Genomic DNA, 24270 nt, shown 5'->3' with positions numbered 1-24270 from the left:
AAATAAGCAGGGCCATCCTTACAAAGTCTTTACTCGATTTTCTGCTGCGCGGGAAATATATCGCCCACTTTATGGGAGATTTTTGGCAGGCGTGTCGGAAAAGGCGTGCGGATGTAGGAGAACGCTGACGCTGGCAATGGCCAACGTCAGCGGCGGGGCGTTTTACTTCAACTTGGCGAAGGCGCGTTCGGCGGCGTCGAGGGTCAGTTTCAGCTCGGCTTCGCCATGGGCGATCGAGGTGAAACCGGCTTCGAAGGCGCTCGGTGCCAGGTACACGCCACCTTCCAGCATCAGGTGGAAGAAGCGGCCGAACAGCGCTGCATCGCTGGCCATCACGTCTTCAAAAGTAACAATGTCGTCGGCACCGCTGAAGTACAGACCGAACATGCCGCCCGCCTGGGTGGTCACGAACGGAATGCCGGCGGCATCGGCGCGCTGTTGCAGGCCGTCGAGCAGGCGCGTGGTGTAATCGGTCAGTTCGGCGTGGAAACCCGGACGGCTGATCAGGCGCAGGGTGGTCAGGCCGGCGGCCATCGCCAGTGGGTTACCCGACAAGGTGCCTGCCTGATAGACCGGGCCCAGCGGTGCGATGCGTTCCATGATCGAGCGTTTGCCGCCGAAACAGCCGACCGGCATGCCGCCACCGATGATCTTGCCGAAGGTGGTCAGGTCGGGGGTTACGCCGTAGTAAGCCTGGGCGCCGCCGAGGGCGACGCGGAAACCGGTCATCACTTCGTCGAAAATCAGCACCACGCCGTGCTTGTCGCACAGGCTGCGCAGGCCTTCGAGGAAACCCGGCGCCGGCGGTACGCAGTTCATGTTGCCGGCCACTGGCTCGACGATGATGCACGCCACGTCCTGACCGACTTCGGCGAGCATTTTTTCAACCGCGTCGATGTCGTTGAACGGCAGGGTCAGGGTGTGTTTGGCGAACGCTGCCGGCACACCGGCCGAACTCGGTACGCCCTGGGTCAGTGCGCCGGAACCGGCCTTGACCAGCAGACTGTCGGAGTGGCCGTGGTAGCAGCCTTCGAACTTGATGATGCTGTCACGGCCGGTGAAACCACGGGCCAGACGGATCGCACTCATGGTCGCTTCGGTGCCGGAGCTGACCATGCGCACCATCTCCATCGATGGCACCAGCGAGCAGACCAGATCGGCCATCTCGGTTTCCATCGCGGTCGGCGCGCCGTAGGACAGGCCGTGTTGCAACTGGTTGCGCACCGCATCCAGCACGTCCGGGTGGCTGTGGCCGAGGATCATCGGACCCCAGGAGCCGACGTAATCCACATAACGCTTGTCGTCTTCGTCAGTGACGTAGGCGCCTTCGGCGTGCTTGAAGAACAGCGGCGTGCCGCCAACGCTCTTGAACGCGCGAACCGGCGAGTTCACGCCACCGGGAATGTGTTTCTGGGCGTTGGCAAACAGGGTTTCGGAACGAGACATGATCGGGCTCTCAGACTTTTAGTAATTCATTGAAGGCGCGGGCGCGGCGGGTCACTTCGGCGCTGCTGTCGGCGCCGAACAGGCCATGGACCACGGCCAGCAGATCGACACCGTGGGCCACCAGTGGCGCAGCGTTGTCGAGGGTGATGCCGCCGATCGCGCAGATCGGCAGGTGCAGGGTGCGTTTGGCCTCGTCGAGCAGATCGAGGCTGCAACTCGGTGCACCGGGTTTGGTACTGGAATTGAAGAAGCGACCGAAGGCGACGTAACTCGCACCTTCCTTGGCGGCCTGTTCGGCCAGTTCAAGCTGCGCGTGGCAGGTCGAACCGATGATCGCCTTGGAACCGAGCAGGGCGCGGGTCGGCGACAGCGGGCCGTCGGTCTGGCCAAGGTGCACGCCGACGTTCAGGCGCGCGGCCAGTTCGGCATCATCGTTGATGATCAGTTGCGTCTTGTAGCGCTCGCACAGATCGCGCAGGGCTTCGGCCTCACGCAGACGGCGGGCCTCGTCGCTGGTCTTGTCGCGGTATTGCAGCAGGGTGACGCCGCCTTCCAGCGCCGCCTCCACGTAGGACAGAAACTTGCCGGCCAGCAACTGGCTGTCGGTGATGGCATACAGGCCACGTAGTTTCATCGCGCAGACCTCAGGCTCGAAACATCAGGAACAGAAATCCAGCGGCAGACGACGCGGCACGAACTGGCCTTTGCCCAGCTGTTCGGCATCGCGCAGGGTGCGCCAGGTGTAATCCAGCGCAGTACGCACCGCGCTGGCGAGGTTTTCGCCCAGTGCCAGGCGGCCGGCGAGGGTGCTGGCCAGGGTGCAGCCGGAACCGTGATAGCTGCCGGGCAGGCGCTGGCACTTGAAGGTTTCGCGCAGGCCGTCGCGGCTGTACAGGCGGTTGTGGATTTCGGTTTCGTCGCCGTGACCGCCGGTGATCAGCAGGTTCTTGATGAACGGCAGGAGTTTTTCAGCGCACTCGTCCGCGGTGCCTTCCGGCAGTTCGGCAAGGATCCGGGCTTCGGGAAGGTTGGGGGTGGCGATGATCGACAGCGGCAGCAGGCGTTCGCGCATGGCGTAGCCGACTTCGTCCTTGCCCAGGCGTCCGCCGCCGCCGGCACGCAGCACCGGGTCGCAGACCACTGGCAAGTGCGGGTGCGCCTGAAGCAGTTCGACGACGGTGTCGACCATTTCCAGGGAACCGAGCATGCCCAGTTTCACCGCCGCGACTTCGGAGTCGTTGAGCACGGCATTGGCCTGGGCCAGTACCCACTCACGGTCGAGGACGCGAAAGTCAGTGACGTTGACGGTGTCTTGCACGGTCAGGGCGGTGACGGCCGGAGCCGCATGGCAACCCTGAGCGAGCAGGGCTTCGATATCTGCCTGCAGGCCGGCGCCACCACTGGGGTCGTGGCCGGAGAGACAGAGGACAACGGGGCGTGAGCTGTAGATATTCATGGTGCGCGAGCTTACCACCAAACCTGTTTTCCGGGTGTTGTGGCGCAGTGCGCGGCCGATAACACGGGTAGCGAGATCCACAGCGCTTGTCACAATCTGACCGAGCCAACAGCTCTAGTCCGGTGTTTTGCTCTGGAACGCCCGTTCTAGAGCCTTTGTAGGAAAAATTTCCATGGTGCTCAATGGCCATCAACGGCTATGCTAGAGTGGATCCAAACCAATAACAGGTAATACCGGTTTTACGTCATCTCAAAGGGAATGGGGGGCTTCCTGACACAACCGGCCAAGCCACGCTGGGGCTTCAATGCGCTATTTGTTGATGTTGCTGTTCTGCTTGCCCCTCCTGGCAAGCGCCGTCGAGTTCGACGAGTTCACCCAGAGCCTCCCGCTGGGTCGATCCCTGCAAGTGTTCGAAGACCCGAGCGGTCAGGCGAGCATTGCCGACGTCCGCGCGCAAGTCGCCGCCGGAAACTTCAAACCCCATGACAAAGCCACGCTCAATGCCGGTTATTCGCGCTCGGCGTTCTGGCTGAAGATCGACCTGCATTACCGCCCGACCAACCCGTCGGCGCAACGCAGCTGGCTGCTGGAACTGGCGTATCCGCCGCTCGATCATCTCGATCTGTATCTGCCCGATGCGGCCGGTGACTACCGTCTGGTGCGGCAGACCGGGGACGCCTTGCCGTTCGCCAGTCGCGAGATCCGTCAGAACAATTACCTGTTCGACCTGGCGTTCAAGCCGGATCAGCAACGAACCGTTTATCTGCGGTTGTCCAGCGAAGGTTCGATCCAGGCGCCGGTGACGTTGTGGTCGAGCACCGCGTACCTTGAAGACCAGCCGGTGCGCCTGTACGTGCTGGGGATCATTTATGGCGTGCTGCTGGGGATGCTGGTTTACAACCTGTTCATCTACCTCAGCGTGCGCGACACCAGTTACCTCTATTACATCTTCTATATCGCCTCGTTCGGCCTCTATCAGCTGTCGGTCAACGGCGCGGCGGTCGAGTATTTCTGGCCGGACAATCCATGGTGGGCCAACGCCGCCACGCCGTTCTTCATCGGATGTGCGGGGTTGTTCGGCAGCCAGTTCGCCCGCAGTTTCCTGCAGACGAAGAACCACAGCCGTTGGCTCGATCGTCTGTTGATCGCCCTGATTGTTTTTGGCGCCGTGGTGATCGGTCTGTCGTTGATGACCAGTTATGGCCTGGCCCTGCGTCTGGCGACGACCCTGGCCCTGACCTTCACCGTGGTGATCTTCGCCGCCGGGATCCTGGCCTGGTGGCGTGGCCTGCGGGTGGCGCGTTATTTCATCATTGCCTGGTCGGCATTCCTGATCGGCGGCATCGTCAACACCATGATGGTGCTGGGCCTGCTGCCAAATGTGTTCCTGACCATGTACGCCAGCCAGATCGGTTCAGCCATCGAAGTGGCGCTGCTGTCGCTGGCGCTGGCCGACCGCATCAACGCCATGCGCGAACAACAGGCGCAGACCCTGTTCGACGCCGGCCAGAAACTTGAAGTGCTGAACCAGCAACTGGCCCACAGCAACAAGCTCAAGGATGAATTCCTCGCGACTCTGACCCACGAACTGCGCACGCCGATGAACGGGGTGATCGGTTCGCTGGAGCTGATGCAGACCGTCGAACTCGATCCGGAACTGGAGCAATACCAGCAGACCGCCGCCGGTTCGGCGCGGGACATGATGCGCATGGTCAACGGCATCCTGACCCTGACCGAATTGCAGGCCGGCAAGCTCAAGGCCACGCCTGGCAGTTTCAGCCTGCGCGGGGTGGTCGAGGCGTTGCGGATGCAGTTCGATAGCAACGCTTCGAGCAAGTCGCTGGACTTCAAGGTCGACGTGCTGCCGACCCTGCCGGATCGCCTGCATGGCGACAGCGCCAAACTCGCGCAATGCCTGGAGTGCCTGCTGGATAACGCGATCAAATTCACCCGGGTCGGCGGTCTGGCGTTGCGGGTCACCGGCAAGCCATCGACGGACAATCGCCTGGCGTTGTCCTTTGCGGTGATCGACACCGGCATCGGTTTTACCGATCTGGGCGAGGCGACGATGTATCAGCGGTTCTTCCAGCTCGACGGTTCGATGACCCGCGAATACGGCGGGCTGGGCGTCGGTCTGGCGATCTGCCGTCAATTGGTGGAATTGCTCGGTGGCAAGCTCACACACCGCTCCGAGCCGGGGCGCGGCAGCCGTTTTCAACTGGATGTCGAGTTTGAGTTGCCGGAAGTGGAAGCCGTGCCCGCGTTCAGCCGTGACACTGTGCGCGCGCCGCAGGATTGCACCGTGCTGCTGGTGGACGACAACAGCGTCAACCAACTGGTGATGCGCGGCATGTTGCTCAAGCTCGGATTTCGGGTGCGCACTGCCGACCACGGCGCGACGGCGCTCGACTGTTTGCAGCGCGAGCGCTTCGATGCGGTGCTGATCGACTGCCAGTTACCGCCGCTCGACGGGGCATCGCTGTGTTGCCAGATCCGTGACCTGCCGGGATGCGCCCATTTGCCGGTGTTCATGATCGCGCTGGGGGCGGATCGCGAGCATTGCGCGTCGGGCGGCTCGATCGACTACCTGAGCAAACCGGTGAAATTCGAGGATCTGCAGGTGGCGATGCAGCGGCGGGTGTTGAGTTGCTGACAGGGTGAAAGCGCCGGTATTTAGGCCGATATGACACTTTGATCGGTTCCGGGGCGGTGCTTAACTGAAGCTCTGGCCGATCAAGGAGCCCCGTCATGAACCTGCATCAGTTCGCCGAAACCCACGAAGTCACCAACCAGCCACCGTCGCTGGACGGCACCAACCTCTACCGCATCGACCTGCCGTTGCAGGAGTGGTCGCGGCGGTTCGGCGCCGGCTGGGCCGAGTCGCGGATCGACGCTTACGGCGCCTTGGCCGGCGGCCCGTTGATGGAGGCCGGGTTCCTCGCCAACCAGAACAAACCGGTGTTCGCCAGCCATGACCGCTACGGTCATCGCATCGACCTGGTGGAGTTTCATCCGGCGTATCACGAGCTGATGCGCACGGCCATCGAACATGGCTTGACGTCGTTGCCCTGGGCTCATCCACAGGACGGCGCCCATGTTGCCCGCGCCTCCATGACCTATTTGCACAGCCAGGCCGAGGCCGGCAGCGGTTGCCCGCTGACCATGACTTTCGCCAGTGTGCCGGCGATGCGTTTGCAGCCGAATCTGGCTGAGCAATGGCTGCCGAAAATCCTCGCCACCGAATACGACCCGCGCAATGTGGGCATGGCCCACAAGGCTGGCGTGACCATCGGCATGGCGATGACCGAGAAACAGGGCGGCACCGACGTGCGCGCCAACACCACCAAGGCTTATCCGGTCGGCGCCAGTGGCCCGGGCCAGGCTTATGAACTGGTGGGGCACAAGTGGTTCTGTTCGGCGCCGATGTGTGATGCGTTTCTGACGCTGGCGCAGACCGACAAGGGTCTGAGCTGTTTCCTGCTGCCGCGCCATCGCCCGGACGACACGCGCAATCAGTTCTATATCCAGCGTCTGAAGAACAAGCTCGGCAACCAGTCCAACGCCTCCAGCGAAGTTGAGTTCCGTGGTGCGCTGGCGTGGATGGTCGGCGAGGAAGGACGCGGGGTGCCGACCATCATCGAGATGGTGGCCATGACCCGTTTCGACTGCATGGTCGGCTCCAGTTCGCTGATGCGTCAGGCGCTGACCCAGGCCAGCCATCACTGCGCCCATCGCAAGGTCGGCGGCAAACTGCTCAACGAACAACCGCTGATGCAGAACGTGCTGGCCGATCTGGCGCTGGAAAGCGAAGCCGCGCTGGCTCTGAGCCTGCGCATGGGCAAGGCGCTGGATCATCTGGACGACCGCCATGAAGCGCAGTTCGCCCGGCTGGTGACAGCGGTGGGCAAATACTGGATCTGCAAACGTGCGCCGGGGATGATCAACGAAGCCGCCGAGTGTATGGGCGGCGCCGGGTATGTCGAAGACAGCATCCTGCCGCGGCTGTACCGCGAAGCGCCGGTGAACTCGACGTGGGAAGGCTCTGGCAACGTGCAATGCCTCGATGTGTTGCGCGCCTTGTCGAAAGAGCCGGGTGTGCTTGACGTGTTGTTCAGCGAGTTGGGCGACGGCCATGGCGACAAGCGACTGGCCACGCACATCCAGCAATTGCAGGCGCAGTTCAAGGACACAAGCGACATTCAGTACCGCGCTCGGCAATTGACCGAAGACATCGCTTTGGGACTGCAAGCCAAGCTGCTGCTGGAGGCCGGGAATGCGGCGGTCAGCGATGCTTTTATCGCCAGTCGCCTGAGCGGTGGCGGTCGGGCCTACGGCGCGTTACCGCGTGGGCTGGATGTCGAGGCAATCGTCGCTCGCTCGACACCGCAAGGTTTCTGAAGGGGGATCGCGACAAAGCCACAACGCCACTGTTTCCGTGACGCCACGATGCAGGCAAGATGAAGCTCTGCAAGTCAGAACACAGGAAGCTGATCGTGACCGAAGCGTTTATTGTCGTTCAAACCGCCGAACAGGCCGTGGATCGTCTCGCCGAGCTGCATGAGCGGGCCACCACGGCGCTGAACTCGGCGCTCAAGCGTTATCTCAAGGATCGCGTCGAGCCCGACGCCGAGCAACGTGCCCTGTTCCGTTATCCCGAACTGCGTCTGACCTACCACTGCCAGGGTGAAGTCCCGCAGACCACCCGCGCCTACGCCAAGGTGCAGTTGCCGGGCACCTACAGCGTGACCGTTACCCATCCGAAGGCGTTTCGCAAATACCTGCTCGAGCAGCTCACGCCGCTGATGCACGACTTCACCGTGACTGTCGAAGTCGGAGTCAGCGGGCAGAACATTCCGTACCCGTACGTGGTCGAGCAGGGCGATGAACTGGCCGGCTCCGGTGTCACTGCCGCCGTGCTGGCGCGAGTGTTCCCGAGTACTGACCTGTCCGCCGCCACCGATGGCATCGCCGACGGCCTCTACGACTGGGAAAACACCGATCCACTGCCATTGGCGCTGTTCGATGCGGCCCGCGTCGACTTCTCGCTGCGTCGTCTGGTGCATTACACCGGCAGCGACTGGCGCCATGTGCAGCCGTGGATTCTGCTGACCAACTACCACCGTTATGTCGACCAGTTCATCGTCCATGGTCTGGAGCAACTGCGCCGCGACCCGCGCTTCGTGCGCATGGTGCTGCCGGGCAACGTGATCATCGAAAAAGGCATGGATCACGGCGAAGCCTCGGCGATTGCCGCCGGCGTGGTCTGGCACCGCTACCAGATGCCGGCCTATCACCTGATCGCCAGCGATGGCCATGGCGTGACTCTGGTGAACATCGGCGTCGGCCCGTCCAACGCCAAGAACATCACTGACCACCTGGCCGTGTTGCGTCCGCATTGCTGGTTGATGATCGGTCACTGCGGCGGCCTGCGTCAGTCGCAGACCATCGGCGACTACGTGCTGGCTCACGCTTACATGCGTCGCGACGGGATTCTCGACCGGGTGGTGCCACCGAATATTCCGATTCCGGCGCTGGCCGAAGTGCAACTGGCGCTGCAACAAGCGGCAGCCAATATCACCGGCGAGAAGGGCGAAGAGCTGAAGAAGCGCCTGCGCACCGGCACCGTGCTGACCTACGACGACCGTAACTGGGAACTGCGTTGGGCCCAGGAGCGACCGCTGATCAACCTGTCCCGCGCCGTGGCGGTGGACATGGAAAGCGGCACCATCGCCGCCCAGGGTTATCGCCTGCGAGTGCCGTACGGCACGTTGCTGTGCGTTTCGGACAAACCGCTGCACAGTGAAATCAAGCTGCCGGGTTCGGCCAACGCGTTTTACGAACGTGCGGTCAGTCAGCACTTGAAGATCGGCATCGAAGCGGTGGATCTGCTGCGCACCGAACTCAATTCGCTGCACTCGCGCAAACTGCGCAGCTTCGACGAGCCGCCGTTCCGCTAAAGGTTTGTCGTGGTCATTTGGCGGTCGGGGCACTAGCATTGTCAGCCCAGATCGCCAGATGTTGTTTTGCCCATGTCCCGTCCCCAACGTCCACCTTCTCGCCGCCCCGGCGTGAAGCCATCCTCTTCAGCCCCGCGCCGTGTCGCCAAGGCACCACCGGCCGAGCCGAAGCTGATCCTGTTCAACAAACCGTTCGATGTGCTGACGCAATTCAGCGACGGTGAAGGGCGGGCGACGCTCAAGGATTACATCGACATTCCGGGCATCTATCCGGCCGGGCGGCTGGATCGTGACAGCGAAGGTTTGCTGCTGCTGACCAACGATGGCCAGTTGCAGGCGCGGATCGCCGACCCCAAGCACAAGCTGGCGAAAACCTATTGGGTGCAGGTCGAAGGCGTGCCGACAGCCGAGCAGTTGCAGCGTCTGCGTGACGGCGTCGAGCTGAATGACGGCATGACCTTGCCCGCGCAAGCGCGGCAACTGGATGAGCCCGAGCTGTGGCCGCGCAATCCACCGGTACGCTTTCGCGCAACCATACCGACAACCTGGCTGGAACTGGTGATTCGCGAAGGACGCAACCGTCAGGTGCGGCGGATGACGGCGGCGGTGGGGCTGCCGACGTTGCGGCTGGTGCGGGTCAGGATTGGTGACTGGACGATCGAAGGGCTCGACCAGGGCCAGTGGAAAGAAGTGCCGGCGCGTTTATAAGGCGCCGGATTCGATCAGGCCGATCACCACGCTCTTGATGATGAACGCGGCCACGCCCAGGCCCAGCACGAAGAACAGAATGAACGAGCCGAAGCGCCCGGCCTTGGACTTCTTCGCCAGATCCCAGACGATGAAACCCATGAAAATGATCAGGATGCTGACAAGGCCAGTCATCATCCACTCTTCAAATACTGCTGGATCCATCGGGTTCTCCGGCACGCACGCGGCTAAAAGGGCGCGGCGAGTATACGCCAAGGGGGGCGGGGTGGCATTGATCTGGGTCTGATCCGACGACTGGCCCTCACCCTAACCCTCTCCCTCCGGGAGAGGGCTGGGCGGGCGGCGTTCCGATGAGGGCAGCTCTTGATCAGCTACGCAGATGCGTGAGAGGCAATTCAGTGCTGTTGAGCACCTGATTCAGCACAAAACTCGAGCGCACGCTGGTTACGCCTTCGATCCGGGTCAGATGCCCCAGCAGCAGCTTTTGGTAGTGATCCATGTCCGGCACCACCACTTTCAGCTGATAGTCGGCATCCACGCCAGTCACCAGGCTGCACTCCAGCACTTGCGGCAACGTGCGAATCGCCGCTTCGAAGTTCTCGAAACGCTCCGGCGTGTGCCGGTCCATGCCGATCAGCACGTAGGCGGTCAGGCTCAGGCCGAGCATCTTGCGATCGAGCAGGGCAACCTGACGGGAGATGTAGCCGTCATCCTCCAGTTGCTTGACCCGGCGCGAGCACGGGGAGGGCGACAGACCGATGCGCTCGGCCAGTTCCTGGTTGGAGATGCGGGCGTCGCGCTGCAATTCCGCCAAAATACTCAGGTCGTAACGGTCGAGTTTGCTCATCAAACGGTCCTTTGTCTTAACTATTGCGGCGGATTATCTATCCAGGGTTAAAAATTGCGCAAGTGATGTTTATTTGAGCAATCTTCGCAATCATCTGTCGCGGCTCCGAGCCTATTCTTATCACCAGAATCACTGCTCGGTAACACAGTCCACTGCGGCCCGCCCAATCCGGCCCGCCGCGGCCGCCACCCCCACCGGGGTTGTGCCGGCCCCCGAGCTGCACACTGTCCAGAAGACGGCGTGAGGTGAGCCGACGTCAAAAGCGTCGAGCCAGGACGAAGTTCTCTAGAAGGGAGGCCGACGGGTCTCCCTTTTTTCTTGCCCGCGATTTGGCCCATCTCGCTCAATAAATAAATGACGTGACTGATAACCTGTAGCAGAACCCGGTGTGTCCATCTCCGGTCTTAGCTACACGCCCTCTTAATTTCAGGCTCAAGTCCGCAGTGAGGAATTCCATGAAGTCGCGCATCTGGCGTCTGGCCAGTGTTGGTTTGCTGTGTGTGAGTGTCGGTGCGCAAGCGCTGGCGGATGAGCCGCAGAATCGCGGCCCCGACGGCGGCGGACGCGGGCCGGAGCATCAGGGCAACAATCAGGGGCATGGCGGCGGTGATCAGCAGCGCGGCCAGAACAGTCCGCAGCGGCAGAACAACGACATCATTCGTGGCGACAATAGCCGCCAGTTCGAGCACAACGGTCAGCAGAACCACGGTCAGTGGCAGAACCAGAACCAGCCACGTCCGGCCTATAACCCCAATCCGGTGCGCCAGCCGCCACCGCCGCCGCAATTGCCGGCCAACGATCTGCCGATCCAGCCGCGCCCCGACACCGTGCGCCAGACCCAGGAACCGCGTCAGGGTTACTACCGCGACGAGCGCCCGCAGAACGGTTATCACCAGAACTGGCAGACCGGCAACCGCCCCAACGACAACCGCTGGCCGGGTCGACCCGATGGGCATGGCAACGGCTGGGGCCCCGGTCCGCAATACCGGCCGGGTCATGTGATCGACCGTTTCCCGGATCGCGATTACCGTGTGCCGTATCGCGGCCAGGATTATTTCTACTCCGGCGGTTACTGGTATCGCCCGCAAGGCCCGCGCTACATCGTGGTTCAGCCGCCGCGCGGGATTCGCATCCAGTACCTGCCGGATTACGCCCGTGAAGTGTGGATCGGCGGCTCGCTGCTGTTCCTTGCCGCCGGCTCGTACTACGCCTATCAGGAAGCGACCCAGGATTACGTGGTGGTCGAACCGCCGGCGCAGCAGCCAACGCAGCCGACCGGCAATGGTTATGACGTGGAGGCGTATCCGGCCAACGGCCAGTCACCGGAGCAGGTTCAGCGCGACGGCTATGAGTGCTATCAGTACGCGGTGCAGCAGAGCGGCTTCAATCCGCGCACCGCGACTTACCAGCCGGCGCCCGAAGTGGTGCAGGCCTACCGCCAGGCCCAGGGCAATTGCCTGAGCAGTCGCGGTTATCAGGTCAACTACTGAGCCCGAGCGGCTTTGACCACTTCCTGCGGGTCGGCGTGCACCAGCACTTCGGCCCGTGGGTAGGCTTTGTGAATGGCATCCGCCGCCTGATCGCTGATGCCGTGAGCCACTGACAGTGTCAGTTCCCCCGGCAGTTCCAGGTGCAACTGCACGAACCAGTGATTGCCGGAAATCCGTGTGCGCAGATCATGCGCGCCCAACACGCCCGGCACGCCGCACGCCAGTTCGAGCATGTGCTGACTGACATCCGCCGGCAGCTCTTCATCCATCAGCACCGAAAAACTTTCCCGGGCGATCTGGATCGCGCTCCATAGGATGTACGCCGCGATCCCCAGACCGAACCACGCATCCAACTGCTCGAACCCCAGCCCGGCCAACACCAGCGCAATCAGAATGCTGCCGTTGAGCAACAGGTCCGAACGGTAATGCAGCGAGTCCGCCCGCACGGCGTTGGAGCCGGTCTGCTTGATCACCCGATGCTGCAGCATCAACAGCGCCGCCGTCAGCAACAGGGAAAACACGATCACCCCGATGCTCAGCCAAGGCGCGCCGAGTGGCTCGGGATGTTTCAGGCGCTCATAAGCCTGAAACGCGATCAGCACCGCACTGCCGCCAATGAACAGCGCCTGCGCCATGCCCGCCAGCGACTCGGCCTTGCCGTGGCCATAACGGTGATCGTCGTCCGCCGGACGCAGCGCGTAATGCACCGCCAGCAGATTGAGCAACGAAGTGACGCCATCGAGGGCCGAGTCGGTGAGGCCGGCGAGCATGCTCACCGAACCGCTCAGCCACCAGGCGATGGCTTTGGCGATAATCAGCGTACAGGCCACCGCCACCGAGGCGCGGGTCGCCAGCCGCAGCAGGCGGGCGTGTTCGGTGCTTGTGGTCATGGGTGCGTCAATTCCTTATGCGGCAGGTTGCAGGCCGAACATCGCCAGTTGCTGGGTGCTGCCCTTGTGCTGGATCAGGCGCGGGTCGTCCAGCGGCAGATTGCGGCCCAGCTCCGTTTCGAGAATAGCCTGCAACTTCAAGTTATCGACCTGACCGTCCGGGCCGATGGCTTGCTTGAGCTTGGCCGGATCGACCTGCGCCGTGTGGCCCGGTTCGAAGTAGATCGCGCCGGTGGCGAAGTCCACGGCAAACGCGATCACGCCGGGAAGGATATAGAACAGCAGGCCCACGGCATCGAGCACGGCAATCGCCGGGTCGATCTTGCCGTCGATCTGGCCCCGCCGGTCTGGGTAGAAAATCGAACCGCACGCGGTGATCTGAGTGAGCAGGGTGGCAACCAGTACACCGCCGATCAGGCGAAAAGGTAAGCGCATGGGAATCTCCTGAGTCATCTGTTAACGAAGCGTCATCGTGTGAAGTTAAGACCCTGACGAACGCCTGGCAGTTCGCCGTTATACTCGCCGCTCTGTTTTGGAGCCAGTATGAATTCGTTGCCGATCGATGACGTTTTACCCGCCCTGCGTGAAGCCCTCGCGACACGTCACGAAGCCGTGCTCGAAGCACCGCCCGGCGCCGGTAAAACCACCCGCGTGCCCTTGGCCCTGCTCAATGAAGCGTGGCTGAACGGGCAGACCATTCTCATGCTCGAACCGCGTCGGCTGGCCGCCCGCGCAGCGGCGGAACGGCTGGCCAGCGAGCTGGGCGAGAAGGTCGGTGAAACCGTCGGTTATCGCATCCGCCTCGACAGCAAGGTTGGCCCTAACACCCGCATCGAAGTGGTCACCGAAGGCATCCTCACCCGGCGCTTGCAGGACGACCCGGCGCTGGAAGGCGTGGGCCTGCTGATCTTCGACGAATTTCACGAACGCAGCCTCGACGCCGATCTGGCGCTGGCCCTCAGTCTGAACGGTCGCGAGCTGTTTCGAGCTGAACAACCGCTGAAAATTCTGCTGATGTCCGCCACCCTTGAAGGCGAACGTCTGGCCGGGTTGCTCGACGACGCGCCAATCCTGCGCAGCGAAGGCCGGATGTTCCCGGTAACGATGCGCTGGGGCCGACCGTTCCAGCCCGGCGAGTACATTGATCAACGCGTCACGCAAACGGTGCTCGAAGCGCTGCACGATGAAACCGGCAGCCTGTTGGTGTTTCTGCCGGGGCAGGCGGAAATCCGGCGGGTTCATCAGCAACTGGCGGACGCCATCGGTGAGCGCAGCGACGTCTTGCTCTGCCCGTTGCACGGCGAACTCGACCTGAATGCACAACGCGCCGCCATCGACCCGGCCCCGGCGGGCCAGCGCAAAGTGGTGCTGGCCACCAACATCGCCGAGACCAGCCTGACCATCAACGGCGTGCGCGTGGTGATCGACGCCGGGCTGGCGCGGGTGCCGCGTTTCGATCCGGGCAGCGGCATGACTCGCCTCGACACCCAACGCATCTCTAAAGCCAGTGCCACCCAGCGTGCGGGCCGGGCCGGGCGTCTGGAACCGGGCGTGTGTTATCGCCTGTGGTCGCAGGATCAGCACGAACAACTCGCGGCTTATGGCAGTGCGGAAATCCTTTCGGCGGATCTGGCTGGCCTGGCTTTGCAACTCGGTCGCTGGGGCGTGGCGCCGAGTGATCTGATCTGGCTGGACGTGCCGCCGGCCGCCGCTTATGCACAGGCTCAAGACCTGTTGCAGCGCCTCGGTGCACTGGACGGTGAAAGCCTCAACCGCCACGGTCAGGCCATGGCTGAATTGCCGGCCCATCCGCGCATCGCTCATTTGCTTTTGCGCGGTCAGGCACTGGGTCTGGCGAACATGGCATGCGACGTCGCCGCGTTGCTCGGCGAGCGGGACATTTTGCGCGGCGCCGGGGCGGATCTGCACAGTCGTCTGGTGCTGCTGTCCGGCGAAGAGCGCGCGGCGCGCGGTGCCCAGGGCGGCGTGCAGCGTGCCCGGCAACTGGCGCGGCAATATCGTGGTTACCTGCGCGGCAAGGCGAGCGAGCCGGTCAGCGATCCAGATCACCCGCGCTGGCTCGGCGCTCTGCTGGCGCTGGCCTACCCGGATCGCGTCGCCCAGCAGCGGCGTGCCGGTGGTGCTGAATATCGTCTGGCCAACGGCCGCGCGGCGCTGTTCGCCGAAGCCGACAGCCTGATGAAGGAACCGTGGATCGTGATCGCCGACCTCGGCAGCCGCCAAGGCCAGCGTGAAGAGCGGATTTATCTGGCGGCGGATTTCGATCCGGCGCTGTTCGACTCAGTGCTGGCCGAACAGGTGCACAACGTCGATCAACTGGACTGGGACGAGCGCGAAGGTGTGCTGCGCGCCGAGCGCCAACGCAAGGTCGGCGAACTGATCCTCAGCCGCGAGCCGCTGACCGGTCTCGACGAAAACGCCCGCAGTCAGGCGCTGGTCAATCTGGTGCGGCGCAAGGGTCTGGAACTGCTGCCGTGGACCCCGGAACTGCGCCAGTGGCAGGCGCGAGTCGCGTTGCTGCGCCAACTCGATCTTGACGCCAAGGGCGACAGCCAATGGCCGGATGTCAGCGACGCCACACTGCTGAAAACCCTCGAAGACTGGCTGATGCCTTATCTGGGCAAGGTCTCGCGCCTCAGCCATTTCGCCAACCTCGACCTGTCGAGCATCGTGCGCAATCTGCTGCCATGGCCACTGCCGCAACAGCTCGACGAACAGGCACCGCATCACCTGAGCGTGCCGTCGGGCTCGTCGATTCGACTCGACTACAGCGAGCAACCGCCGATTCTCGCGGTGCGCTTACAGGAGCTGTTCGGCCTCGCCGACACACCGCGCATCGCCGGCGGCCGGCAAGTGGTCAAACTGCACCTGCTGTCGCCCGCACGGCGCCCGGTGCAGGTGACGCAGGATCTGGCCAACTTCTGGCGCAGCACCTATGCCGAAGTGAAGAAGGATCTGAAGGGGCGGTATCCGAAGCACTATTGGCCGGATGATCCATTGGTGGCTGAAGCCACTGCTCGGGCAAAACCACGGGGTACGTAACAGACGGCATTCAGGTAGGCCTTCCATCTTCCTCAATTATGCGTAATTATTTCTTTATTCATAAATTATGTATTTTGACATAAAGGCTCATAATGACTCCGGAAACCAAGGACTCGCTGCTCTTCCCTCGCACCAACCTGGCTGAAGGAATCCTGGTCACTTTCGAGTCACGCCTGCAGAACGCCGCGACGATATTCGCACCTCGGCGCAAAGGCAAAACCACCTTTCTGCTCAACGACTTGATACCAATTGCCAAGGCTCACGGCTTTATTGTTGCAACAGCAGACCTGTGGTTTGACAAGGCGCATCCTGAGCGGGTGATCGCGGGTGCGTTGTATGAGGCCATCCACGGTACAGGGTTCTTGCGACGCAACTGGCTGAAGCTCATGCGACCGGGGTCTCTGGTCCAGTCGGTGGAGGCCGGCGCCAGTACCGACGGCGTAACAGTGAAGGCCGAGCTGGCGAAGGAGGGCGGACTGAACCTGATCGAGCTCTTCGAGCGCTTCCGGATACTCGGTAACGGCAAGGCGCTGCTGATCATCGATGAGGTTCAGCATCTGGCGAGCCGGAAAGAATTCGAAGACTTGACTGCTACGCTCCGTTCGCTACTGCAGCACGCGCACGGTGAAGTCTTTGCAGTGTTTACAGGTTCCTCCCAGGATGGCCTGCATCGAATGTTTCGTCGTACCAAAGCACCGTTCTATCAGTTCAGCCACGAGATCCAGTTTCCTAATCTTGGCCTGGAATTTGTCCAGCATCTGGGCCAGCGGTTCCAGGAAATCACCGGAAGGGAGTGGGAGGTAAACGCCGCTTTCGAGCGTTTTGCTGCCCGGGGATACATGCCCAAGTACATTCGCGATGTATTTCTGCTGTGTCTCACTGAGGGGCTCAGCGTGCGAGATGCAGATCATCGAGCCTGGGGCACCATGACGGACGAAGGCAACTTCGAGAACCTGATTCTGGAGATGGCTCCTCTGGATTTCACTGTACTTATCGGGCTGGTGAGGGGGCTTCCCATTTTTTCTACCGAAGGACGCGAGTGGATTGGCAGCGAGATGCCCGGTGGCCACGTGCCCAGCGCGGCGACGGTTCAGACTGCCTTGAAGCGCCTGCAACGCCGCGACCTGGTCGGCAACCTCGGGCATGGTGAGTGGGCGATTGAAGACATTGCCATGGAAGGTTACTTGCGTCGGAACTTCGTTGAAATTGACCCTCAACTCGGTACGGAAAACGATCAATAGGTTTTTTGGGGGTTGGCATCGGCTTTCCGGCGACAGCCTGAGTTTTATAAAGCTGGTATCAAAAGATCGCAGCCTGCGATCTTTTGATTTTCATCGGCTGGCCTTCGCCGTCAGCTGCTCCCGACAATAATCGGCAAACAGCTGCGCCGGTTTGGTCAGTTGTCCGCGTTTGAGCCACGCCGCCACCAGGCCTGACCCGGTGACGTTTTCGACGATGTCCACGCACACGACTTTCTTGCCGTCGTAGGTGCATTCCGAATGCGGGCGGGTGACCAGGATCGAGAAGCCGAAACCTTGGCCGACCATGCCGCGCACCATTTCGATTGATGGCGAACTGAACTCGATGCGTGGCGACAGGCCGAGTTCTTCGAACAGGCTGACGAAGTAGGTGCGGCTCGGTTGTACGTCGAGCAGGATCATCGGTTCCAGGCACAAGTCCCGCAGCGAAACCTGCTTGAGCTGGGCGAAGCGGTGATCGGCCGGCAGCAGGGCGTAAGGTCGTTGGGCCGGCATCAGCGGTTCGGTTTCGATGGTGGCGTCGAGGTCGTGCTTGTACAGGATTGCCAGATCGAAGGTGCCCGAGGTCAGGCCTTGCACCAGTTCCTGTTGTTCGCCGTCGCGGATGCGGATCTTCACCCCCGGATACAGCGCCGAGAAGCCGGCAATCAGTTGCGGCAGGTACAGCGGTGCCACCGTTTCAAAACAGCCGATATCGATCTGCCCGGCCACCACGTCGTTGTCGGCGAGGGCGTTCTGTTCGAACTCCTTGGCCATGCGCAGCAGTTCCTGAGCCTTGCGGAAGAACCGCGCACCGCTCGGCGTCAGGGACACGCCCTGGGCGTGATGGCGGATCAGCAGTTGCACGCCGAAGCTGTCTTCCAGCCCCTTGATCGCTGTGGAAATCGCCGGTTGCGCGATGTACAGCTTGCGCGACGCTTCGGCGACGCTGCCGCATTCGACGGTGGTGATGAAGTATTTCAACTGACGCAGGTTGTAAGCGGCCACGGTGAACCTCAAAGCGAACGGATTTCACATCCAAGCAATTTGTAAGCCGCCGGCCTCCGTTCTGTCGGCGGTTTTTTTGTCCCTGAACAATAGCCCCATACGCGCGCGAAGGGGCCATCGGCTGGTTACCTTTTTTATTGTCTGCGAAGACATTTTTACTGGTTTTAGCGCGCACGGGCCTGAGCGACTATCGACCCCGCACTGTTCTCAAAAGAATAAAAGTCCAAGGAGCAACCACCGTGTTCGAGCTTGCAGACTGGCAGCGCAAGGCCGCTGAATTGAGCTATCCATACCAGGCCGTGAGCGACGGCAAACTGCGTGCGGCGCAGTCGGGGCAGACCTTTGCCGCGATCAACCCGGCCACCGGCCAGCTGCTGGCAAACGTCGCCGCGTGTGGTGAAGAGGATGTCGACGCGGCGGTGCAGAATGCGCGACAGGTGTTCGAGGCCGGCACCTGGGCCGGGCGTTCACCGACCGAGCGCAAGCAAGTGCTGCTGCGGCTGGCGGATCTGATTCTGGCCAATCGCGAAGAACTGGCGCTGCTCGATTCGCTGAACATGGGCAAACCGGTGATGGACGCTTACAACATCGACGTGCCGGGCGCCGCCGGGGTGTTCCGCTGGTACGCCGAAAGCCTCGACAAGCTCTACGATCAGGTCGCGCCGAGCGCCTCGAACGTGCTGGCGACCATCACCCGCGAAGCGCTGGGCGTGGTCGCGGCTGTGGTGCCGTGGAACTTCCCGCTGGACATGGCCGCGTGGAAACTCGCCCCGGCGCTGGCGGCGGGCAATTCGGTGATTCTCAAACCCGCCGAGCAATCACCGTTCTCCGCGTTGCGTCTGGCCGAGCTGGCGCTGGAAGCCGGGCTGCCGGCCGGTGTGCTGAACGTGCTGCCGGGGCTCGGCGAACAGGCCGGCAAAGCCTTGGGCCTGCACCCGGATGTCGATTGCCTGGTGTTCACCGGCTCGACCCAGGTCGGCAAATATTTCATGCAGTACTCCGCGCAGTCGAACCTCAAGCAGGTGTGGCTGGAGTGCGGCGGCAAGAGCGCCAATCTGGTGTTCGCCGACTGCAAGGATCTGGATCTGGCGGCGCAGAAAGCCGCGTTCGGGATCTTCTTCAATCAGGGCGAAGTCTGCTCGGCCAACTCGCGGTTGCTGTTGGAGCGCTCGATTCATGAGGAGTTCGTCGAACGACTGAAGGCCCAGGCCGAACGCTGGCAGCCGGGCGATCCGCTGGACCCGGCGAGTGCGGCCGGGGCGATTGTCGACACCCGTCAGACCGAAAGCGTTCTGCGCTTCATCCATCAGGCCGAACGCGAAGGCGCGACCCGCGTCTGTGGCGGCCGTCAATTGAGTTTCAACGGCTCGGACAACTTCGTTCAGCCGACGATTTTCACCGACGTGCAGCCGCACATGACCCTGTTTCGTGAAGAAGTGTTCGGCCCGGTGCTGGCGGTGATGCCGTTCGATGACGAGGCCCACGCCTTGCGACTGGCCAACGACAGCGTCTACGGTCTGGCGGCGTCGCTGTGGACCGATGATCTGCACCGCGCGCACCGGGTGGCGCGGCAATTGCGAGCCGGTACGGTGTCGGTCAACAGCGTCGATGCGCTGGACGTGACCGTGCCGTTCGGCGGCGGCAGACAATCCGGTTTCGGCCGCGATCTGTCGCTGCACTCGTTCGACAAATACACCCAGTTGAAAACCACCTGGTTTCAACTGCGCTCATGACAGCCGCTCACAACAAGAAAGGAGATCCGGCGATGACCACCTCACGTGAAACCCGCGACTACCAGGCCGCCGATGCAGCGCACCACATTCATGCATTCGTCGACCAGAAGGCCCTCAACGACGAAGGCCCACGGGTGATGGTGCGCGGTGAGCGTCTGCATCTGTGGGACAACGACGGTCGGCGCTACCTCGACGGCATGTCCGGGCTGTGGTGCACCAACCTCGGTTACGGGCGCAAGGATCTGAACGCCGCGGCGAGTCGGCAACTGGAGCAGTTGCCGTACTACAACATGTTTTTCCACACCACCCACCCGCAGGTGATCGAGCTCTCCGAGTTGCTGTTCAGCCTGCTGCCGGGCCACTACAGCCACGCGATCTACACCAACTCCGGCTCCGAGGCCAACGAGGTGCTGATCCGTACCGTCCGCCGTTACTGGCAGGTGCTGGGCAAGCCCGAGAAGAAAATCATGATCGGCCGCTGGAACGGTTACCACGGTTCGACCCTGGCGGCGACGGCCCTTGGCGGCATGAAGTTCATGCATGAAATGGGCGGGATGATTCCCGACATCGCGCACATCGACGAGCCGTACTTCTTCGCCCACGAAGGCAACCTGACCCCGGCTGAATTCGGCCTGCGGGCGGCGCAGCAACTGGAAGCGAAGATCCTCGAACTGGGCGCCGACAAGGTCGCCGGATTCATCGCCGAACCGTTCCAGGGCGCGGGCGGGATGATCTTCCCGCCGGAAAGCTACTGGCCGGAAATCCAGCGCATCTGCCGCCAATACGACGTGCTGTTGTGCGCCGACGAGGTGATTGGAGGCTTTGGTCGCACCGGCGAATGGTTCGCCCACGAATACTTCGGTTTCGAGCCGGACACCCTGTCCATCGCCAAGGGTTTGACCTCCGGTTACATCCCGATGGGTGGCCTGATCCTGTCGAAGAAAATGGCCGACGTGCTGGTGGAGCAGGGCGGTGTGTTCGCCCATGGTCTGACCTATTCCGGGCACCCGGTGGCGGCGGCTGTGGCGATTGCCAACCTCAAGGCATTGCGCGATGAAGGCGTGGTGACGCGGGTCAAGGATGACATCGGGCCGTACCTGCAACAGTGCCTGCGCGAGGTGTTCGGCAATCACCCGTTGGTGGGCGATATCCAGGGCACGGGCATGGTTGCGGCGTTGCAACTGGCCGAAGACAAGGCCACGCGCAAGCGCTTTGCCAATGAGAACGACATCGCCTGGCGCTGCCGCACGATCGGTTTTGAAGAGGGGGTGATCATTCGCTCGACACTGGGGCGGATGATCATGGCGCCGGCGTTGATTGCCAGTCGTGAAGAGATTGACGAGCTGGTGGGTAAGACGTTGAAAGCGCTGGATCGTACGGCGCAGGAATACGGCCGGCTCTAACTCCCCCGATCGCTCGTTCCGTGTCCTGATCGTTCCCACGTCGAGGCGTCGAACCGTCTGCGTGGGAATGCCTCAAGGGACGCTCCGCGTTCCAGCTCTCGAATGGGACGCAGAGCGTCCCGGGCTGCATTCCCACGCAGAGCGTGGGAACGATCTCCGCCAGACTTTTTCCCATCTGCACCCACCTCGGGCACCCCCGCCCGACGCGCCCTTTCGCGGTGCGCACTACCCAGTTTTTTCATCGTTCGCGTCTAACTATTTCCTCGTTTTCCTGAGGCCAAGCCTGGGTCAACATCGATTTCGCCAGCCAAGGCATTGCCCGCCAGAGTCCAGCAGAGACCGCAGCGTGCAACCGCGAGACCACGGCTGGCCGTACTGCCCATGACAACTAAATCAACAGCGTTGGGAGTGCTCCATGAACAAGTCCTTGTTTACCCGTCTTGCAGGTCCTCTGGCGATTTCCGCCCTTTGCGTCACCGCCGCTCAGGCTGGCACCTTGTCGATCGGCCACACCACGTGGGTCGGTTACGGCACCCTGTATCTGGCTCAGGATCTGGGCTACTTCAAGGAAAACGGCCTGACCGTCGAATTGCCGGTGGTCGAAGAAGCGTCGATGTACATGGCCGCCCAGGCGTCCGGGCAATTGTCCGGCTCGGCCTCGACCATCGATGAAGTGCTCAAGTACCGCCCGCAGTTCTGCTTCAAGGCCGTGGCCGCGCTGGATGACAGCCATGGCGGCGACGGTGTGCTGGTCGGTAAAAACGTGAAGAGCCTGCAGGAACTCAAGGGCCAGGCCGTGGCCGTCAACGAAGGGTCGACCTCGCAGTTCTGGCTCTCGTACCTGCTGAAAAAGAACGGCATGAGCATGAGCGATATCACCGTGCAGAACATGACCGCCGACGATGCCGCCACCGCGTTCATCGCCGGTCGCGTGCCGGCCGCCGTGACCTGGGAGCCGCACCTGTCGATGGTGCGTGACAAGCAGCAGGGCAAGGTGCTGATCGACAGCAGCAGTACGCCGGGGGTGATCGTCGATGTGGTGGCGCTCAACTGCACGGTGATCGAGAAGCAGCCGGAAGACGTCAAGGCGCTGGTCGCCGGTCTCTACAAAGCGGTGCAGTACACCAAGGACCATCCACAGAAAGCCTACGAAATCATGGCCAAGGGCGTCGGTGGTTACCTGTCTGATCCGAAGGAACTGGCCGCCGCTGCGCAAGGCGTGCGCTTCTACGATCAGGCCATGAGCGAAAAACTCCTTGGCTCGCCGGGCAAGCCGGGTGACAGCGCACCGCTGATCAAACTGGCCAACGAAACCGCCAGCGAATTGCAGGGCAAGCCCTACAACGTCAGCAACGACGATCTGGTGGATAACCGTTTCGTCAGCCCGCTCTAGGAGACTGCTCATGTTCAAGCGCAATTCATGGCTGAGCCGTTGCATCACGCCGAAGACCGGCTTGCCGGTGCCGGTGGTGTGGAGCGCCAGCGGGCTGGCCTGGGTGTTGCTGGTCGGCCTGTGGGCCGGGTTGTCCTACGGCGGCATCGTGCCGGAGATGTTCCTGCCGACGCCCGGCGCGGTGGTCGAGGCCGCGGTGCGCCTGAGCCGCGATGGCACCCTCGGCCAGCATGTCTGGGCGAGTGTCGAAGTGGTGATGGTCGGTTTCATTGTTTCGTCGCTGGTGGCGGTGCCGCTGGGGTTGCTGATGGGCAGCTTTCGCATCGTCCAGGCGTTCCTCGAACCGCTGGTCAATTTCATTCGCTACCTGCCGGTGACCTCGTTCGTGCCGCTGTTCATCCTCTGGATCGGTATCGGTCTGGAGCAGCGGGTGTCGGTGATCATTTTCGGTGTGTTCTTCCAGCAACTGGTGATGATCGCCGACGTGTCCAAAGGCATCTCCAAGGACTTGATCAACGCCTCCTACACCCTCGGCTCCAACCGGCGTGACGCAGTGCTGCACGTGATCGCCCCGGCGTCGTTGCCCGGTGTGCTCGACACCTTGCGGGTGACCATGGGTTGGGCGTGGACGTATCTGGTGGTCGCCGAACTGGTCGCCGCGTCCAGTGGCCTCGGTTACTTGAGCCTCAAGGCCATGCGCGGCTTTCAGGTCGACGTGATTTTTCTCGCCATCGCGATCATCGGCCTGCTCGGCCTGGTCACCGATCAACTGTTCCGCTTCTTGCGTTTGAGGATTGCCGCATGGGCTCAGTAACCGCTGCCAACCGTCGTTTCATCGAGCCGGTCGCCGCACCGGCCCACGCCGCGCCAAGGTTGCAGGTGGACAAGGTCAGCCTGCGCTACACCAAGCCCGGCGGCGGTACATTCACCGCGTTGGAAGAAGTGTCGTTCGAGGTGCCGGATCAGCAGTTCGCGGTACTGGTCGGGCCGTCGGGCTGCGGCAAGTCGAGCCTGTTGTACCTCACCGCCGGCCTGGCCGAGCCGACCTCTGGCGAAATCTACGTCGGCGGCCAGCAAGTGCAGGGCCCCGGCGCGGATCGCGGGATGGTGTTCCAGAGCTACACGCTGTTTCCGTGGCTGACGGTGCGGCAGAACGTCGAATTCGGCCTCAAGCGACGGGGCATGCCGGCGGCGCGGCGCAAGGAAATCGTCGATCACTATGTGCACGAAGTCGGCTTGTCCGGGTTCGCCGACAACTACGCCAAGCAGTTGTCCGGCGGCATGATGCAGCGGGTGGCGATTGCCCGGGCCCTGGCCAACGATCCGCAGATCCTGCTGATGGACGAACCCTTCGGCGCCCTCGACAGCCAGACCCGCCTGCAAATGCAGCAGCTGTTATTGCGGGTGTGGGGCAACAGCAAGAAGACCGTGCTGTTCGTCACCCACGACATCGACGAAGCGATCCTGCTTGGCGACCGGGTGTACGTGATGGGCGCCAGGCCTGGGCGAATCAAGCAGATTCTCGATGTGCCGATCGAGCGTCCACGCACGCTGGATATGGTGATGGAGCGCTCGTTCATCGACATGAAACGGCAGATCTTCGGGCTGTTGCACGATGATCTCGAAGAGACTCATTGA

Annotated in this window: 20 protein-coding genes; 12 read left to right on the top strand and 8 right to left on the bottom strand. The window is 62.3% G+C overall.

Annotated elements, in window-relative coordinates; translation table 11 throughout:
- Nucleotides 1-162: 162 nt before the first annotated feature.
- From hemL to CAF80_RS24850, 3 genes are read right to left on the bottom strand one after another with little or no spacing between them, the layout of a single operon-like run.
- Nucleotides 163-1446 carry a glutamate-1-semialdehyde 2,1-aminomutase gene (gene hemL, locus CAF80_RS24860; protein WP_064599654.1) on the bottom strand — a complete coding sequence of 428 codons (1284 nt, stop codon included), beginning with the start codon at nucleotides 1444-1446 and terminating at the stop codon, nucleotides 163-165.
- A gap of 10 nt (nucleotides 1447-1456) precedes the next feature.
- Nucleotides 1457-2080 (bottom strand): thiamine phosphate synthase, encoded by a 624-nt coding sequence (gene thiE, locus CAF80_RS24855; protein ID WP_074691565.1) that lies wholly within the window; start codon nucleotides 2078-2080, stop codon nucleotides 1457-1459.
- A 24-nt stretch (nucleotides 2081-2104) separates the two neighbouring features.
- Entirely contained in the window at nucleotides 2105-2902 is a 798-nt protein-coding gene (locus CAF80_RS24850; RefSeq protein ID WP_039771996.1) for a hydroxymethylpyrimidine/phosphomethylpyrimidine kinase, read from the bottom strand.
- 304 nt (nucleotides 2903-3206) lie between these two features.
- Here CAF80_RS24850 and CAF80_RS24845 point away from each other — a divergent pair, with 304 nt between their 5' ends.
- The 4 genes from CAF80_RS24845 (at nucleotide 3207) to CAF80_RS24830 (ending at nucleotide 9567) form a co-directional block, all read left to right on the top strand.
- On the top strand, nucleotides 3207-5555 hold the full coding sequence (locus CAF80_RS24845) for a hybrid sensor histidine kinase/response regulator (protein ID WP_074691563.1): 2349 nt from the start codon (nucleotides 3207-3209) through the stop codon (nucleotides 5553-5555).
- A 95-nt stretch (nucleotides 5556-5650) separates the two neighbouring features.
- Complete coding sequence (locus tag CAF80_RS24840; protein ID WP_039771830.1) at nucleotides 5651-7300, top strand: acyl-CoA dehydrogenase family protein; 1650 nt, start codon at nucleotides 5651-5653, stop codon at nucleotides 7298-7300.
- A 59-nt stretch (nucleotides 7301-7359) separates the two neighbouring features.
- A complete protein-coding gene (amn, locus tag CAF80_RS24835; RefSeq protein ID WP_011336076.1) occupies nucleotides 7360-8859 on the top strand; it encodes an AMP nucleosidase in 1500 nt (499 codons plus the stop codon).
- A gap of 72 nt (nucleotides 8860-8931) precedes the next feature.
- Nucleotides 8932-9567, top strand: coding sequence for a pseudouridine synthase (locus CAF80_RS24830; protein ID WP_039771829.1), 636 nt, complete (start codon nucleotides 8932-8934; stop codon nucleotides 9565-9567).
- Here CAF80_RS24830 and CAF80_RS24825 read toward each other — a convergent pair.
- Nucleotides 9562-9771: a DUF2788 domain-containing protein gene (locus CAF80_RS24825; RefSeq protein WP_003228500.1), complete on the bottom strand. Its 210-nt coding sequence runs from the start codon at nucleotides 9769-9771 to the stop codon at nucleotides 9562-9564. The two genes, CAF80_RS24830 and CAF80_RS24825, sit on opposite strands and share 6 nt — an antisense overlap.
- Nucleotides 9772-9934: 163 nt before the next feature.
- Entirely contained in the window at nucleotides 9935-10414 is a 480-nt protein-coding gene (locus CAF80_RS24820) for an Lrp/AsnC family transcriptional regulator (RefSeq protein WP_007909658.1), read from the bottom strand.
- Nucleotides 10415-10869: 455 nt separating this feature from the next.
- Between CAF80_RS24820 and CAF80_RS24815 the strand changes: the two genes are divergently transcribed.
- Nucleotides 10870-11904 carry a DUF6515 family protein gene (locus CAF80_RS24815; RefSeq protein WP_085668075.1) on the top strand — a complete coding sequence of 345 codons (1035 nt, stop codon included), beginning with the start codon at nucleotides 10870-10872 and terminating at the stop codon, nucleotides 11902-11904.
- On the opposite strand, the gene CAF80_RS24810 is transcribed toward CAF80_RS24815, so the two are convergent.
- Together CAF80_RS24810 and CAF80_RS24805 are read right to left on the bottom strand one after the other, a co-directional pair.
- Complete coding sequence (locus tag CAF80_RS24810; RefSeq protein WP_085668074.1) at nucleotides 11898-12794, bottom strand: cation diffusion facilitator family transporter; 897 nt, start codon at nucleotides 12792-12794, stop codon at nucleotides 11898-11900. The two genes, CAF80_RS24815 and CAF80_RS24810, sit on opposite strands and share 7 nt — an antisense overlap.
- Nucleotides 12795-12809: 15 nt before the next feature.
- Nucleotides 12810-13229, bottom strand: a complete 420-nt coding sequence (locus tag CAF80_RS24805) for a hypothetical protein (RefSeq protein ID WP_039771823.1) — start codon at nucleotides 13227-13229, stop codon at nucleotides 12810-12812.
- A 108-nt stretch (nucleotides 13230-13337) separates the two neighbouring features.
- Here CAF80_RS24805 and hrpB point away from each other — a divergent pair, with 108 nt between their 5' ends.
- A complete protein-coding gene (gene hrpB / locus CAF80_RS24800; RefSeq protein WP_085668073.1) occupies nucleotides 13338-15857 on the top strand; it encodes an ATP-dependent helicase HrpB in 2520 nt (839 codons plus the stop codon).
- 92 nt (nucleotides 15858-15949) lie between these two features.
- The gene (locus tag CAF80_RS24795) at nucleotides 15950-17098 is read left to right on the top strand and encodes a hypothetical protein (protein ID WP_085668072.1); all 1149 of its coding nucleotides are present in this window, start codon (nucleotides 15950-15952) and stop codon (nucleotides 17096-17098) included.
- Nucleotides 17099-17188: 90 nt separating this feature from the next.
- Here CAF80_RS24795 and CAF80_RS24790 read toward each other — a convergent pair whose 3' ends face one another.
- Nucleotides 17189-18103, bottom strand: a complete 915-nt coding sequence (locus CAF80_RS24790; protein WP_085668071.1) for a LysR family transcriptional regulator — start codon at nucleotides 18101-18103, stop codon at nucleotides 17189-17191.
- 239 nt (nucleotides 18104-18342) lie between these two features.
- Between CAF80_RS24790 and CAF80_RS24785 the strand changes: the two genes are divergently transcribed.
- From CAF80_RS24785 to CAF80_RS24765, 5 genes are all read left to right on the top strand, one after another.
- Nucleotides 18343-19836, top strand: a complete 1494-nt coding sequence (locus CAF80_RS24785; protein WP_085668070.1) for an aldehyde dehydrogenase — start codon at nucleotides 18343-18345, stop codon at nucleotides 19834-19836.
- Nucleotides 19837-19868: 32 nt separating this feature from the next.
- Entirely contained in the window at nucleotides 19869-21239 is a 1371-nt protein-coding gene (locus tag CAF80_RS24780; RefSeq protein ID WP_039771816.1) for an aspartate aminotransferase family protein, read from the top strand.
- 415 nt (nucleotides 21240-21654) lie between these two features.
- The gene (locus CAF80_RS24775; RefSeq protein WP_085668069.1) at nucleotides 21655-22632 is read left to right on the top strand and encodes an ABC transporter substrate-binding protein; all 978 of its coding nucleotides are present in this window, start codon (nucleotides 21655-21657) and stop codon (nucleotides 22630-22632) included.
- 10 nt (nucleotides 22633-22642) lie between these two features.
- Nucleotides 22643-23446 carry an ABC transporter permease gene (locus CAF80_RS24770; protein ID WP_085668068.1) on the top strand — a complete coding sequence of 268 codons (804 nt, stop codon included), beginning with the start codon at nucleotides 22643-22645 and terminating at the stop codon, nucleotides 23444-23446.
- On the top strand, nucleotides 23434-24270 hold the full coding sequence (locus tag CAF80_RS24765; RefSeq protein WP_039771810.1) for an ABC transporter ATP-binding protein: 837 nt from the start codon (nucleotides 23434-23436) through the stop codon (nucleotides 24268-24270). The genes CAF80_RS24770 and CAF80_RS24765 overlap by 13 nt, the downstream gene beginning before the upstream one ends.

The sequence above is a fragment of the Pseudomonas sp. B34(2017) genome, from assembly GCF_002112915.1.
Lineage (GTDB): Bacteria > Pseudomonadota > Gammaproteobacteria > Pseudomonadales > Pseudomonadaceae > Aquipseudomonas > Aquipseudomonas pharyngis.
Note: the sequence above shows the minus strand (reverse complement) of the source record. Positions and strands in the feature narration are given on the sequence as shown.